Source organism: Sphingobacterium anhuiense (assembly GCF_042686355.1).
Taxonomy (GTDB): Bacteria; Bacteroidota; Bacteroidia; order Sphingobacteriales; family Sphingobacteriaceae; genus Sphingobacterium; species Sphingobacterium anhuiense.
In genome coordinates this window covers 252057-267538 of sequence record NZ_JBHUPE010000002.1, presented here as the reverse complement: position 1 = coordinate 267538, position 15482 = coordinate 252057, and the positions used below count along the sequence as shown (strand labels likewise).

Below are 15482 nucleotides of genomic sequence, written 5' to 3'. Positions count from 1 at the left end.
GTTCCATGCAACAGGTTGCTATTTGATTGACACCGTGTCAAAAACAATCGTTTCATAATTATCCTTTTCATAAAGCACACCTATTTTTTTATTGTTGATCAGAATGATATCTGAATAGGCAGCATAAGAATCTTTATAGCCTGCCGGTGCTTTTGCTACTACATGGTTAAAATACCAGGTCTTTCCTTGATCTTTACTGATACGTAATGTTAAATTATCTCGGTCTTTTTGAGAAGCAGCATTGCAAACAGCTAGGATATAATTTTTACCTTTTTTCCAAGATAGGGTAGAACCTTGGTTAACAGGATCCGGCAGGTTTTTATCATAGAAAGTGGTATCCCATGTTGCTCCACCATCATTGGAGTAAGAAACAATACGGTTTCGTACATTTCCCTGTTGGTTTCTGGTATTCATATACAATCCTGTTTCGGAGATCTGTGCGGCCATCGTTTCATTTCCACCTTCAAAACTTATTGTATTTCCGATTTTGAAAGTTTTACCATGATCGTCGGAATAATAACTATGGGCAAAATAATCTTTTCCTGCAGGTTTTGGATCTCCTTCTGAATGGTTTGCAGGAATGTATATACGGCCTTTATATTTTCCGGAATCAAATTGTAAGGCATGGCCAGGAGTATTTGCGTAGGTTCTCCAATCTTCCTTAAAAGTATAACTGGGGTTGAACGCAGGTTGGTTTGGACGGTGCACTGAAGTTGTAATGTTTGTCGGTGCAGCCCACGTTTTTCCTCCATCTGTAGAAGTGATGTACCAGCATTCGCGAATTCCATTTCCTTTTCTCACATCTCCTTCGTGATTATTTCCTGTATTGTAGAACAAGAAAATTCGTCCTTTTGGATATTGTGGATCTAATAGATCAACAATAGGCGCGGGGTTACCGGCCTGTAATTTATCTTGATCTACAGCTATCTGTAAAGGTCCCCATGTTTTTCCATTGTCAGAACTGATTTTATAAACGATATCGACATTCCCATAGTCTCCGGCATGTTCAACACGGCCTTCGGAGAATGCAATCAGATTGTTACTTTTATCTTTGACAATCGCTGGAATACGGTAACTTTTGTAACCGTCATCTCCCGATTTAAAAACAGTCGTTTCTTGTGCTTGGAGCATCGTCGATGATAGCAGGATAGAAAACGTTAAAAATAATTTTTGCATGATATAATGTTTTGGTTATTAATTACTCTGTATAAATGTAAACATCCATTTTACTGGATTTTGCCAATCGGCTCCTTTAAAATCGCTGACCGGTAATTTGATTAAAACTTCATTCCAACCTTTTTTTAATGAAATCTTTGTCGGTGCTCTATAAGTGTAACCTTCGTCTACTAGAGGAGTTTCTAAATCTCCTTTTGCACCAGCATGCTTCCAAATAGGTGGTTCGACCGTTTTATTATTGACCCAGACTTGGCTTCCAAGATCATCCCAAGTGTGTAATTGGGGTGTATTGCTTGCATATGACCGGGATAGATTGTTGAATCCGATCCAGAATAATTTATGCTCGCTTTTTTCACTCCATATCTTCGTACGTGCGTACCAAGTTGTGTTCTCTTGTGGATCATTAAGGGTACCTGGTACAATATCTGCCCACCAATGTCTCAATATCACGGTACCACCTTCTATTGTTTTTTTAACTGTTATATCAGGTGCAAATGGTTTCGTTTCTATTGGAAATGTTTTTGCTAGATTGCCTTCATTTTGAAAAGGTCCGATCAGTTCCCATTTTAATCCTATTTGCTTGACATAAGGAAATGGTTTATCTGAAAAATAGCTGTTTTTATGATGGAGCAGTCTAGTTTCAAAGGCTTTAAATTCTTGATAACCAGTAAGGCTTTCTTGCACAATATTACATGTCCAGCCAGCTAGGCCACCACCTCGCCAACTGCGTTCTGCAAAAGTGATAAGAGCGGGATATACGGCGCTTTGGACAAACATATCCTGAGGTTCGGCTACTGCACGATCTGGCCATGAACACAAGGTTGCTCCGATCAGATTTTTATGCTCCTTATCTTGTTCGCCAATTTTTCTATGAAATAAGGTCGTTACAGTTTCCAAAGGATCCATATGATTTATATAGAGATGTTTGGAATCGATAAATACATGGTCCCCCTGATCTAGAATTTTTTTAGGACCACCCATCCACAGTTGGCGAATGGTCTGTGGCATAAGATTACTGCCCGGATCCCAACCAATTGTTTTATAACCTAATTCTTCAACGTATTTTGTGATTTCAGGGATGAAGTTTTTGTTGCTGATTTTTACTTCATCACCTCCAATGTGCAGATAGGGGAGATCGGTATAGGTTTCTGAGAATTCTTTTAAAAGCTCTTTAATATATACCATACCAGAGTCCGTTTGCATGCCTACTCCAAAATATCTTTTGAAAGCATCACTGTGTCCTGGCATATCAATTTCAGGTAAAAGCAAGATATGGCGTAATTTGCAATAATTTATGAGTTCTTTGAACTCTTGTTCTGTATAATGTTCACCTTTACCTCTGGTAATGTAAGATGGATCGGTAAGATCCGGGTATTTTTTACTGGCTAAACGCCAAGCGATATCTTCTGTAAAATGAAAGTGTAAAACATTTAATTTATAACGTGCCATGATATCAACCTGTTCTTTTAGCATAGCAAGAGGTTGATAATTTCGTCCGACATCAACGAGGAAGGACCGCCATGAGAATGCCGGTTTGTCATTGATCTCACAAAATGAAAGCTTTTTTTGCTGAATTGAAAATTGTCTTAATGTTTGTAGTCCGTAATAAATGCCTGCACTATTTTGTGCTTTTATGTGGATTCCTTTCTCATCAATTTTTAAATGATAAGCTTCCTTATTTTCGGATAAACCACCTAATAGCTCAAGTGTTAGGAGCGGCAGACTGTTGTTATGACCAGCTTTTTTAGTTCCTATTTTCCAATCTGCAAGAATGGTGTTGGCCAGTTGATATTCATTCGTTAGTGCTGTATTATTTTCATTTACAACAATCCCCTTCTTCAGATCAAGCATAGCTTCCCCCAATTCCATGTTGATCGGTAATGGAATTAAGTTTTCTTGTGCAGACGAGATTGAAAAAAAACTGATGCTAACAAGTAAAATGCTAAGGTATTTGAGCTTAAGATTCATTTTTATCTTTTAAGAAGTTTTTAAGAATTGTACAACAATACCATTCCTGACGTGGAAGATGGAATGGTCCTTTGAATAGATTTCCTTTCGCAGTCTGTGCAATTGAACCATCCCGATGGAGATATCCAAACCATTCGCCATGCTTCTGATCGTGAAATTTTTCATAGCCATACTGATGTATTTTTTGATGCATGTCGGCATACTTTTCGTTTCCTGTCAATAAATACGCGAGCAGCGTGGCAATGATAGTTTCGTTTTGAGGCCACCAGAATTTCATATCCTGCCAATATTCTTGTACAGGCTTATTGTATAGATCTCTAAAGTATAAAATACCTCCAAATTCTTTATCCCAACCTCTTTCCCACATATAGTCAAGCATTTTACAGCCTAATTCGATAAGCTTTGGATCGTTGTTGCGGTATTGGGCTTCATGTAGAATAAACCAGGCTCCTTCTATGGCATGGCCGGGATTTAAGGTTCTGCCATCAATATGATCGATGATTTCTCCTGTCGGCGACACTTGTTCCATGACTACTTTGAGGTCGTGTTTCACGAAGTTGGTTTCAATTTCATTTATCCAATTAGCGATGGCTTCATCACAGCGGGGGTCACCGATTGTGTCACGTAGTTGTTGTGCTGTATTGATCATAATCATCGGCGTTCCGATACCTTTTGAAGGCCTTGTATCTGTAAACTTAGGAGCTAATTTGATTTCTCCGGAAGCATATTGGATACATTTCCCAAAAATAGCACGAGCCTGTTCGGCTGCTTCTTGACTGCCTGAGGCCTTTGCATAGGCAGCAAAGGCAATAACCGCAAAAGTCTCGGAGAAATAGTATCTTCTTTTACGGATCGCCTGACCATCTTTCGTGACATGGAAAAACATTTGTCCGTCGGTATCAAAGCAATGTTTTTGGATAAAATCGTAGCCTAATTTAGCTCCGTCTAACCATTCTTGTTTGGGTTCTACTGTGTTGTATAGTGTTGCCAGTAACCAAGTTGCTCGTCCTTGAATCCAAACTGCTTTGTCATCATCAATTAAACTTCCGTCCTGATCACGCATGAGTAAAAATCCACCGTTTTCATGGTCAAATGATTTTGGAAACCAAAATGGAACAGTATCTTCTAGAAGCTGTGTTTTATAAAATTTTTCGAGTTCTTCGAGTTGTGTTAAAGTATACATCGTTTTTAGTCAATTTTAAAACTGCATGTTGAAGCTGGTACGTTTGCTTCATTTTCCAAATTTGCAGTGCTATAAGGTGAATATGCGTATCGGATTTCTGTTATGATTTTATCGCTTGGCATATCAATCGATACACAATTTTTTTGAATCGATATTTTTCCAGGCTGTAAGGAATATCCCTTTTCATCGATCAGTGTAAATCCTTGTAAAGGTTGATTATTATTCGTTTTAAGTGATTTACAGTTTTTAAAATAGACCTTGATCCTACTGTTTTTTATGGTATAATGGTCGAATGTTGGATAATCTGCATTGATTTTGAATTTGTATTCGTGGGCAAGGGCTAGATTTGCCAATCGATTTCCGATAATGATCTTATTTTTAGGATGGACATCCGAACGATCGCCGACATCTGAAGAAACAACCATATGGGTGTTTTCAAGTTCTGTATTCAATTTGCGCTGACTGTCTCTGAATCTCGGCCATGAAGGACGTTCTATACTTGATAGTTGCACATAATAGAAAGGAAGGTCTTGCTTAAAATTTTGGCGCCATGAACTGACGAGCGTTTTAAATAATAGCTCGTGTAGCTCAATATTATGGGCATTGCTTTCTCCTTGGTACCACAAAATAGCTGTGAATTGCGTATGTAACCAATGCGATATACCGGCTTCAAAATTGTACGCGGGTTCATAAGGGTGACGTTGATATTTTGCGGAGGACAGTGCCAGATTTTGATCAGATCTAGTACGGCAAAAATCCTGTATAAAATCTGATTTCCTCCAATTATGGATGTAGCTTGCTAGTAGATTATCTTGCTCTAATGTTGTACGGTCTATCCATGATTCGGTATTGGATCCAGGGACATCCAGTTCGACTATGCCAATTGGAATATTGGTTCTAGAAGATACCTCGAGCGCAAAGGCATAAGCTATTGCAGAGAAATTTGCCTTATTTTCTTGTGTTGGTAAAGTCCAGTTTCCACTGAAAAAATCTAATTTATTAATCTTTTCAAGTGTATTTAAGTCCCAGGATGTTGGATTGGTCTGAACTAAATTGGTATTTTTAAACAACCTTACTTTTGGGGCATTCATTTGTATTAAACTGTCTCCTCCGCGTGCATTTTTTAGCTCAAATGCCATATTGGATTGCCCAGATGCTAGATATACATCGCCAAAAAGTATATCGTTTATTTTTAACTCTTCATCTTCCGCTTGGATTTGAATATCAAATGGACCTCCGGCACTCCTTTTGGGAAGTAGAATTGACCAATCACCATTGTCGTCGGACTGAGTTTGATAGGTTTTGTGATTGAATGTTAACGTTACCTTTTTGTTGGATGATGCTTTTCCTATAATTGCATTTTCCTGGTTTCGTTGTAAAACCATATGATCTCCAAAGTTGGCCTTAACCGAAAGCGGCTGCGCGATTCCCTGTATCGCTTGGTTTACTTGTTTGGCAATTATGGTCGCTCCTTCAATATTTGGATGTACATTATCTTCAAATAAATCAATTCTATTTTTTAATTGTTCATTGATGTTGATCAGTTTAACTTGATTCTTTTTGGCAATTTTTGGTATCAACACAGTGATGGCTCGGTACCAATCCCTTGTACCTGATAAGAAACGTGTATGACCGCTGAAAATAGGAGTAAGGGTACAAATATATATGGAGACACCGGGATTTGATTTTCTGAGATTATTGATAAGTGTACTGTAATCCTGTTCAAATTCATCGCCATAGTTGGGCCAATTTCGAGGATCAGTGTCATTTACGCCCAACGCTATAATTGCAATGTCAGGTTGAAATGCCAGTGCTTGTTTATATTCCTGGGTTTCGACATAGGGCTTATGTCCCTTGCTCAATAGTGTGGCTCCACTAAATCCGAAATTTTGGACGTTAAAATTTGATCCTAATAACTCTTGAAGTTGTTGGGGATATGTTTTATTGTCCTTTTTTAAACCTAATCCTTTGGTGATTGAATCGCCAATGCATGCCACTCTTTTCTGAGCGTACAATGCTATGGAGGAATACACCAAAATAGATGTGATCAAAATTATATTTTTAGTCCAGCGAAGCATTTGATTTTGGCTTTAATACAACAAGTTGAATGATGACAACGACAAATACAATGACAGCCAAAAGCGCAAAATCTTTTCCTAGTTTACCTTCATCAGCAGATGCGCCCAAGACTTTAGTAATAAATGCACCAGCCATAACGCCAAGCATATTCATGATGCCATATGCTGTTGCACGAAATTTACTGGGAACAAATTGGCAAAGAATGGGCATATTATTGGCGTCGAACATGCCGAAGCCAAAACCGAACATCAATCCTGCTCCTACAACATGGTAGATATGCTGCCCATAACCGATTAAGAACATAGCCGGAATTGTGAGTAATAAACCAATTGCAGAAGTATAGATACGGCCTTTTACATTCTTTTGGATCCAACGGTCAGATAATATCCCTCCAAAAATAACTCCTAAGAAAGAGGATATCGCGATTGTGATTGTTGATAATGGACCTGCTTGCGACATTGATATATTGAGGTTTTCCGAAAATAAAGTCGGTAACCAGTTTTTTGTCGCCCAGCCTGGTAAGCTTGGTATCGCAAAATAAAACAAGATGACCCAAAACGAGATATTGCTCAACAACATCCCTATCGCTTTGAAGCTATTGATGGGTTTTTCTGTTTGTTCTGATTTTTTTGTTCTTACCGGAGCTTCTGCTAGAAAGAACATCAGTACAACAGCATACAATACTCCTATTAAACCGAATATTTTGAACGTACTGTGCCACGAATAAGAACTTGCTAATGTCGCCCCGAATCCACCCAGTGCCTGTCCTGTATATAAACCAGTCATGTGGATACCAATTGCTAGTGAACGTGATTTATCAGAATGAAAATCTGAGATGAGTGATAAACCAGCTGGAATATAGATAGCTTCGGAAACTCCCATAATACCACGCAATATCATTAATTCTGGATAGGTTGTAGCATATCCCATTAATGAGGTGACTAATGACCAAACAAATAAAGAGCCGACGATAAGCCATTTGCGATTGAGTCTATCAGCCAGTATTCCTGAAACAGGACTCATCAGTCCATAGATCCATAAGAATATGGCCATTAATTGTCCAAAGACAGTTGCTGACTGTAGTTCAGTGATATCGACCTGCATAGTGGGACGCATGGTCGATAGAATCTGCCTGTCCATGTAATTGAGTAATGCGACCACCCAAAGTAGGCCAACAACAATCCAAGGATAATATTTTTTATTTTGTATCATAATTTGGTTTATATTTAGATGTTATCTAATGGTACCTGTTAATATTCCTGCAGATCGAATACCTGCTTTAATTTCCCCCGATGGAATATATACTTGTTGGTCATGAAAGACAGCAGTTGTGGTAACAGGTGATCCTGTCGGTAAAGTGCTGGCGATATGCCATTTGTTTAGATGGTCGTCATATTGCAATACATTTTTGGTAAAACCTGGATGATTGGATTGTACGATTGCTTTATCTTGTATCAATTTTTCTTTTCGATCTGGATTTGTTTCTTGTGCTATATCTAGGATTAACTGTTCAACTTTGTGAAAAGTTGAACCATTATCACCTCCAATTAAGAAAAGGTGACCTTGATCATCTGTGAATCCTGTGCCTGCGGAAAGCGCTTCTGGCAAATCGGCGATTTGGATAATCTCTTTTGTTTTTAAGTTAATTTTATAACAGGTTTTATATAATGTACTGATCGCATTAACCTGTCTGGTACGCCCTCCAAATAGATAAAGAAAGTGATCTTTAACAAGGGCTACCGTATGTGTTAATGGATATGGAAGTTGCATATATTCCTGCCATTTTTGATCGTATAGGTATATTTTATCTGAAACAAGCGTTGCATTTTCTCCACCTATTAAATAGAGTTTGTTGTCGTTTGCCACCAGACTTGCGTTGCTTAAAGGAACTGGAAGATCGGGGAGTTGATTTACTTGGAAGCTATTCCGTTGTGCGTTCCAGGCATAGATCTGAAACTGTGACGAAGCGCCCATTTCATTTTCTCCACCTGCGGTATAGATTCCCTCTTCTTGACTACAATTTGAGGCATATGCAGTGGAAGTATTAAGTGAGTATGTGTTTGTTAACTCTAAATGATGATCCTTTATGGCATAAATATATGCTGTATGCTGGTATTTTTTTATTCCTCCTTCCCAAGGCATCTTTTCTGGAAAGTTTGCGCCACCAGCGATCAGTAAATGATCGCTGTGGATTCCTACAACAGGTCCTGCAACACCAAGTTGCACTTGACCGGTAATCGTTTTGGGTAGAGAGTCCGAAACAGACCAATTGATCTCTTCTACATTTTTTGTTGTGCTACATTGCATAAATAAGAGTGTGCTTAAGATAAGAGGAATAGTTTTCATCATGTTATAAAGTTGATTTGAAACTTGAAAAATTTAGCGATGCAACATCGGCTTTAAATCTTTCAAAATCTTTTTCTGTCATATTGCGGACAGGTAATCTAAACGCTCCACAATCTAAACCTATGAGTTTCATGTAAGATTTTCCGACAGCAATACCACCATACTTTCCTAATAAAGTGATCATATCAATTGACTGTTGCTGTAAGGCATTTGCTTTTTCAAAATCTCCCTGATCAAATGCATCAATTAATGCTCGATAAAGAGGAGCAGCATAATTATAGGTGCTTCCTACAGCTCCTTTGGCACCAAGGACTAGTGCTGATAACATGTTTTCATCTCTGCCCCATAGCATATCATATTTGCGATTGGCAAAATTTAGACATGAGAGATAATCCATAAAGTCCTCATGTGTATATTTTATTCCTACAAAATTGGGAATTTTACCATCAATTGCTTTCAGTAAATCGATCATTGCAAAATTTCCTCCTGTTAATACTGGAATATGATAGTAATAGAATGCTGTTTTAGGCGCAGCCGCCGCAATTTCCTCACAACATTTCGCTAACTGTTCTACATTGGCAGGTTTAAAATAGAAAGGTGAAGTAAATGAAATGCCAAACAAACCGATCTGTTCAGCTTTTGTGGCAAGTAAACAACATTCTCTAATATTTGTTCCACCTACTAGGGTAAGTACTTTAAACTCTTTATCACCGGCAGTTGTATCTGCCCAAGCTTGCATAATAGCTACTCTTTCATCAAAGGTTAATGAAACACCTTCGCCCGTTGACCCACAGATAAATGCACCAGCTACCTGATTTTGTTTCAGTAACTGATAATAAGCAGGGATAGATTCAAGATTTAAATCACCATTTGCTAGCATTGGTGTGAAAGGCGCCGCAATTAAGCCCTGTAATTTGTGATTATTCATGCGTGTAAATATTTTTTTATAATTGGTCTTTAAATTATTTCCTTTTATCATTTGTGTGACATATTCCATAGGCTCAATTAATAACGTATTTTAATTTATTTATGAGTTTACGCACGATATTGTTACTCTTGACGTTGTTAGCAACATATGCTATTTTGATTAAAAATACAATAAAGCATTATGTCATACATTTGAATGATTAAAATTATTCTTTTATCTCTACTATAGCAAGTAAATGATAAAAAAAAGTGTAACATTTGTACAGACTAAGATAGATGGTGAGAAATTATAATAAAAAGTCCGATGTTAGAGAAATTTGAGAGCATTGATACTTCAAGTTTAGTAGACAAAGTAGAAAATCATATTATTGATTTAATTAGAGCTCGTAATATTCAGATTGGAGAGTCATTGCCAAAGGAATTGGAGCTTTCTGAAAGTTTTGGTGTATCTAGAACTGTTATTAGAGAGGCTCTTTTACGGTTACGTATGATGGGGTTAATTGAGTCACGAAAAAATAAGGGAGCAGTTTTGACGAATCCTAACTTATTGACTCCTTTAAAAAAAGTTTTTCATCCGGCTATGATGGATGATGATACGTTGAAAGATATTTTTGAAATGCGGCTCGCTTTGGAGGTCGGAATGGCGGAATTAATTTTTGACAGAGTAACGGCAACTGATATTGCTGAGCTGGAAGAAATTGTTGAAATGGAGATGAGAAATAGTGACGGACGATCATTCCTTATACAGGAAGAAGTCGCTTTTCATGGAAAGCTGTATAAGATTTCAGGCAATAAGATGCTCATGGAATTCCAGGAGTTGTTACTGCCAATTTTTCAATATGTGCACGATGGTGGTTTATTGAATCAACAATTTTTTTCCAATGATTTTATTTCGCATAAGCAATTGATTGTATTGCTGAAAGAAGGAGATGTTTCCTCCTTTAGAGATGGGATGCGAAAACATCTCGATAATCATTATCATCGCTTATTGAAACACTAGTTATTCTTCTTCATTTTCGATAGGGGTCAGGTTCTTTAATAAAAGATTGACCTCTTCTTCAGTGGATGTTAACTGTGCTCTACAAATTTGAATCAATATTGATGCTCTTTTAATTTTTTCGGAAAGCGCATCAATATTTGTATTACCTGTTTCAATTTCCTGGACGATTTTTTCTAATTCTTCAAATGCGTCGGTATATGTATATTTATTTTCCATTTTTGTTAATTTTTTGAGTTACACTGATAATCTCACCATCCCAAACTTGCGTTGTCAATATATCGTTATCTTTAATCTGATCGACTGATACAAGAAGTTCTCCATTCACCTGTGTAATGGAATATCCTTTTTTTAGAAGTCTGACTGGATCTGCCAATTGGATCATTTTTTCAAGATGATCCAGAGTGGTAAATTTTTGACGGAAGATGTAGGCAATATTTATTTTTAAATCCTTTTCAAATGAGTTTAAATCGACTTTCGATTGCTGAATTGATCGCTGTGAAGACCATTTAATATCTGATGCAAGTGATTTTAATTTTTCATTTTCACCTTTAAAAATCGTTGTGGTGTTTTGCAGTATCCGTGTTGTCAGTTGATCTAAAGGAATGGCGAAATTATGAAATTTCTGAATTAGAAAATCAGCTAATTCACTTGGTGTAATGGCGTTTTTATAAGCAACCATCTCGCTCACAGTTAGATTTGTTGAATGACCGATGCCGGTTAAAACTGGGAGTGGAAATATTGCAATCGCTTTTGCTAATAAATAGTTATTGTAACTGGAGAGGCCAACTTCCCCGCCGCCACCACGAATAATGGCAACCGCATCGTAAGCATCGTAATGCTCAGCAATGACTGATAATTGTTTGATGATTGACGGAACGGACTTGTCCCCCTGTAATAAGGCTGGATAAAGGGTCTGTTCTATTTTATACCCCCACGGGTTTTGATTGATAATTTTATAAAAATCGGATAATCCTTTACTGGTTTCAACAGAAATAATTGCCAACCTTTTGGGTAAAGTGGGGAAAGGTAGATTTCTATTTGAATCAAAAATCCCTTCTTCTTTTAGCTTATTGATACTATTTATTCTTTCTTTTTCTAGTTCTCCTAAAGTGAAAGTGGGATCGATATCGACAATTCGTAAACTTAAACCATACATCGGATCATAAGAAATACTAGCTTGAAATAACATCGTGATTCCTTCTCGCAAAGGTTCCTGCGCAATTTTGAGAAACTGCGTGTTGATTCTTTGGTAGTCTGCTTTCCATAAAATGGATCGGATCTCGGCCACAATCTTTCCTTCTGTCTTTTCGACAAGCTCCGGGTAGCAGTGTCCAGAATGAGAGTAATGATTGAGTTTATTCATTTCTGCTTTGATCCAATACAAACTCTTATAACGCTCAGCAATAGTTTTTTGGATGCTACGCGTTACTTCTAACAATGAAAAAATGGTTCTGTTTTCTACTACCTCCGGCATATATCAAAGATAAGATTATTAAATGTAAATATTTTGATCATGCGTTTTTGTGCATGATTGTATTTCTTTTATTTGTACATTTACATATAAACCCTTTTTAAACAGATGATGATAAGTAGAATAAAATTTCTAATTGCAGGGATTTTTGCAGTAGGATTTCTCCAAATGAATCTTGTAAATGCGCAATATAAATCGACTATTAAAAATGAAACCGTTCTTTTTAATAATATCGATGCTGTACTTCCTTTAGGTAAATTGGACAAGTATACGATTACTGTTTGTACACAGGATTCTAGCTTATTCCGTGATTTTAATGATCAGATATCCCGTTATGCTGCTGTAACTTATGCAGGTTTGGGGAGTTTTGATGAACAAGTTAAATATAGCAACCTTGTTATTGTGGCTGTTAAGGCTGAAGCATTAACATTTCCATTTATAGAACAGCTTGTTCAAGCAAAAATGAATAATAAGAAGATTATTCTTGCTGTGTTTGGAAAGGGGGATGTATTGTCTTTGTTGAATAATGTGAAAGTCCCAATTTTGTGGAATGATCATTTTTCTCGCGAAACGCAGAATAATGCAGCTATGACAATTTTCGGAGGGCTATCTGCTTTTAATAAACTACAAAAAACTTATTCCAGCAGTTTTATGAAAGGTATGGGTGAAGCGACGAGTCAGACTCGTATCCAATATGGAGTACCCGCGAATGATGAGATCAACATCGATCGATTAAGTAAAAAAATTGATGAAATAGCAGCGGAAGCAATCGCTGAAAAGGCAACACCTGGTGCTGTGGTCATGGTCATTAAGAATGGTCAGGTCATATTTGAAAAAGGCTACGGATATCATACTTATAGTAAAAAAGAACCAACAACTATTCACAATATCTTTGACTTGGCTTCAGTAAGTAAAATTGCAGGTACTACTCCGGTAATTATGCGTTTGACCGAACAAGGGATTGTTGACTTGGATAAGCCTATCGGGGACTACCTTTGGCAGGCTAAGTCTACAAATAAAAAGGATATCCGATTAAAGAGTGTGATGTTACATGAAGCCGGATTTACACCTTTTATTCCTTTTTATAGAAATTTAAAACCTGGCGATTTACAATCTTATGATTCACCGACTCATCATGTGAAAGTGGCTGATAGCTGTTATCTGCTCAATAATTATTACCGGGATGTCATGTGGCCTGAAATGTTACAATCGGAGGTGAAGCCTGAAGGAAATTATGTTTATAGTGATATCAGTATGTACGTGATGAAAGAGGTTGCGGAGCATCAAACTGCTATACCGATGCAAAATTATGTGCAGGATAATTTCTATCGCCCATTAGGAATGAAGACCGCTGGTTATAACCCAAGGGATCGTTTTGCAAAACAGGATATTATTCCGACGGAACAGGATACTTCCTTTAGAAAAGTGCTTTTGCAGGGATATGTTCATGATCAGGGAGCGGCAATGGCCGGTGGGGTAGCGGGACATGCAGGTCTATTTGCGACTGCAAATGATTTGGCTATTTACGGACAGCTGTTATTAAATAGAGGTGAATATGGCGGAGAACGTTATTTTGAGGCAAAGACAGTGGATCTGTTCACTTCAAAACAATCCTTAACAAGTCGTAGAGGCTTAGGTTTTGACCGTTGGGACCCGAATCTGAAAAATGAGTACCCGTCAAAACTTTCAAATGCAACTGTTTATGGACATACGGGCTATACAGGTACTTGTATTTGGATTGATCCTGCTAATCAGCTGGTCTATATATTTCTGTCAAATCGAGTTCACCCTCAGGTTTCGACTAAATTACTTAACCTCAATATCAGAAGCAGGATTCAAGATGCTATTTATGAAGCTATAGCAGCAGGTAAAAAATAGTTCTTATGAAAAATTACATTTTACCATTGGTAATCATGTTATCAGGGATTGAAATTGTGAAGGCGCAAGATTATGAAGCTATTCATCGGAAGATGATCGTTGTTGACGGCCATAATGATGTGATTATTACATCTATCTTACCCGGTCTTGATATCAGTCAGCGATTAACGGTAAACCATACTGATATTCCAAGATTGATTGAAGGTGGTATCGATGTACAGGTTTTTGCGGTATGGTCGGATGATAAAAAATGGAAATCGGGAGCATTTAAACATGCTAATGATCAAATTGATGCTCTTGAAAAAGTGCTAAACAGAAACCCCGATAAGATTGAGCTTGCTAAAAATAGTGATGACATTGAGCGTATTACAAAAACTGGAAAAGTAGCAGCGCTTATCGGTATAGAAGGGGGAAATATGATAGAGGCTAATATTGACTATTTAGAAGCTCTTTATCATCGAGGGGCCCGATACATGACGCTCACTTGGAATTATAATTTATCTTGGGCTACTGCGGCCGCTCAAGAGTCCAAGACGACATCACAGGATGGTAAGGGTTTATCATCCTTAGGCAAGGATATTGTTAGAAAAATGAATAAACTGGGCATGATGGTAGATTTATCTCATGTTGGTGAAAAGACTTTTTATGATGTACTGGACATCGCGACCAAACCGGTACTGGTGTCGCACAGTAATGCTTACAAATTAACTCCTCATTTCCGAAATTTGAAAGATGCCCAGTTGGAAGCTCTGAAGAAAAATGGGGGAGTGGTAGGTGTTAATTTTTACTCTGGTTTTCTAGATAAAAATTATGAAAAGCGTGTCAAAAAATTGTACAAGAAGCAATTTGGTCTTCAAGGCGATTATACCCTCTCTGCTTCTGATCAATATGGGATATTGTCTGTGGAAAATAAACATATTGCTGATGTGCCTTTATCTTTACTTTTGGATCATATTGATTATCTGGTGCAAAAAATTGGTATTGATCATGTTGCCATCGGATCTGACTATGACGGGATAGAGTCAACCCCTAGAGGATTAGAAGATGTAAGTAAATTACCGAATTTGACAAAGGCTTTACTGAAAAAGGGCTACAATCAGTCGGACCTTGAAAAGCTTATGGGATTAAACTTTTTAAGAGTACTAAAAGAAAATGAAAACTAGATCAAATGATGGTAGTTTGCATATCCATAGACACCCCCTACCTGTAGAATGACAATACTAAAAAAGGGAAGCAGAAAGCTTCTCTTTTTTGTTTTATGGCGAAAAAATTGCATGGCAAGAAATCCTCCTAAACTACCCCCAATGGCACAAAAGCTTAGCAGTGTTTTCTCCGAGATTCTATTGGCTTTATTTATCGCTTTTCGTTTATCTAGATAAAAAAGCAAAAAAGTAAGAAGATTAACGAATATTAGATAGAAAATAATTGTCTGCTGCATAGTTTGTAAAGGTAAT

General features: G+C 37.4%; 13 protein-coding genes. 3 read left to right on the top strand and 10 right to left on the bottom strand.

Features of this window, described 5'->3' with window-relative positions; all coding sequences use genetic code 11:
• Positions 1 to 18: 18 nt before the first annotated feature.
• The 7 genes from ACFS6I_RS04345 to ACFS6I_RS04315 are packed head-to-tail and all read right to left on the bottom strand — an operon-like array spanning position 19 to position 9680.
• Complete coding sequence (locus ACFS6I_RS04345) at positions 19 to 1176, bottom strand: sialidase family protein (RefSeq protein WP_380918412.1); 1158 nt, start codon at positions 1174 to 1176, stop codon at positions 19 to 21.
• Between the two features lie 18 nt (positions 1177 to 1194).
• Positions 1195 to 3144, bottom strand: a complete 1950-nt coding sequence (locus ACFS6I_RS04340; protein WP_380918410.1) for a family 20 glycosylhydrolase — start codon at positions 3142 to 3144, stop codon at positions 1195 to 1197.
• The gene (locus tag ACFS6I_RS04335) at positions 3134 to 4327 is read right to left on the bottom strand and encodes an AGE family epimerase/isomerase (RefSeq protein WP_380918408.1); all 1194 of its coding nucleotides are present in this window, start codon (positions 4325 to 4327) and stop codon (positions 3134 to 3136) included. Before ACFS6I_RS04335 ends, ACFS6I_RS04340 begins: the two co-directional genes overlap by 11 nt.
• A gap of 5 nt (positions 4328 to 4332) precedes the next feature.
• Positions 4333 to 6378: a GDSL-type esterase/lipase family protein gene (locus ACFS6I_RS04330; RefSeq protein ID WP_380918406.1), complete on the bottom strand. Its 2046-nt coding sequence runs from the start codon at positions 6376 to 6378 to the stop codon at positions 4333 to 4335.
• A gap of 10 nt (positions 6379 to 6388) precedes the next feature.
• On the bottom strand, positions 6389 to 7618 hold the full coding sequence (locus ACFS6I_RS04325) for an MFS transporter (RefSeq protein WP_380918404.1): 1230 nt from the start codon (positions 7616 to 7618) through the stop codon (positions 6389 to 6391).
• 21 nt (positions 7619 to 7639) lie between these two features.
• Positions 7640 to 8755: a kelch repeat-containing protein gene (locus tag ACFS6I_RS04320; protein ID WP_380918402.1), complete on the bottom strand. Its 1116-nt coding sequence runs from the start codon at positions 8753 to 8755 to the stop codon at positions 7640 to 7642.
• Position 8756: 1 nt separating this feature from the next.
• Entirely contained in the window at positions 8757 to 9680 is a 924-nt protein-coding gene (locus tag ACFS6I_RS04315; RefSeq protein WP_380918400.1) for a dihydrodipicolinate synthase family protein, read from the bottom strand.
• Positions 9681 to 9983: 303 nt separating this feature from the next.
• Here ACFS6I_RS04315 and ACFS6I_RS04310 point away from each other — a divergent pair, with 303 nt between their 5' ends.
• Positions 9984 to 10679 carry a FadR/GntR family transcriptional regulator gene (locus tag ACFS6I_RS04310; protein WP_380918398.1) on the top strand — a complete coding sequence of 232 codons (696 nt, stop codon included), beginning with the start codon at positions 9984 to 9986 and terminating at the stop codon, positions 10677 to 10679.
• On the opposite strand, the gene xseB is transcribed toward ACFS6I_RS04310, so the two are convergent.
• Together xseB and xseA are read right to left on the bottom strand one after the other, a co-directional pair.
• Positions 10680 to 10895: an exodeoxyribonuclease VII small subunit gene (gene xseB, locus ACFS6I_RS04305; protein WP_132771700.1), complete on the bottom strand. Its 216-nt coding sequence runs from the start codon at positions 10893 to 10895 to the stop codon at positions 10680 to 10682.
• Positions 10885 to 12153: an exodeoxyribonuclease VII large subunit gene (gene xseA / locus ACFS6I_RS04300; RefSeq protein WP_380918396.1), complete on the bottom strand. Its 1269-nt coding sequence runs from the start codon at positions 12151 to 12153 to the stop codon at positions 10885 to 10887. The genes xseB and xseA overlap by 11 nt, the downstream gene beginning before the upstream one ends.
• 105 nt (positions 12154 to 12258) lie before the next feature.
• Between xseA and ACFS6I_RS04295 the strand changes: the two genes are divergently transcribed.
• Positions 12259 to 14028 (top strand): serine hydrolase domain-containing protein, encoded by a 1770-nt coding sequence (locus ACFS6I_RS04295; RefSeq protein WP_380918394.1) that lies wholly within the window; start codon positions 12259 to 12261, stop codon positions 14026 to 14028.
• 5 nt (positions 14029 to 14033) lie between these two features.
• Positions 14034 to 15191 (top strand): dipeptidase, encoded by a 1158-nt coding sequence (locus ACFS6I_RS04290; RefSeq protein WP_380918392.1) that lies wholly within the window; start codon positions 14034 to 14036, stop codon positions 15189 to 15191.
• On the opposite strand, the gene ACFS6I_RS04285 is transcribed toward ACFS6I_RS04290, so the two are convergent.
• Positions 15188 to 15466 (bottom strand): DUF1294 domain-containing protein, encoded by a 279-nt coding sequence (locus tag ACFS6I_RS04285; protein WP_380918390.1) that lies wholly within the window; start codon positions 15464 to 15466, stop codon positions 15188 to 15190. The genes ACFS6I_RS04290 and ACFS6I_RS04285 overlap by 4 nt on opposite strands.
• Between the last annotated feature and the right edge of the window lie 16 nt (positions 15467 to 15482).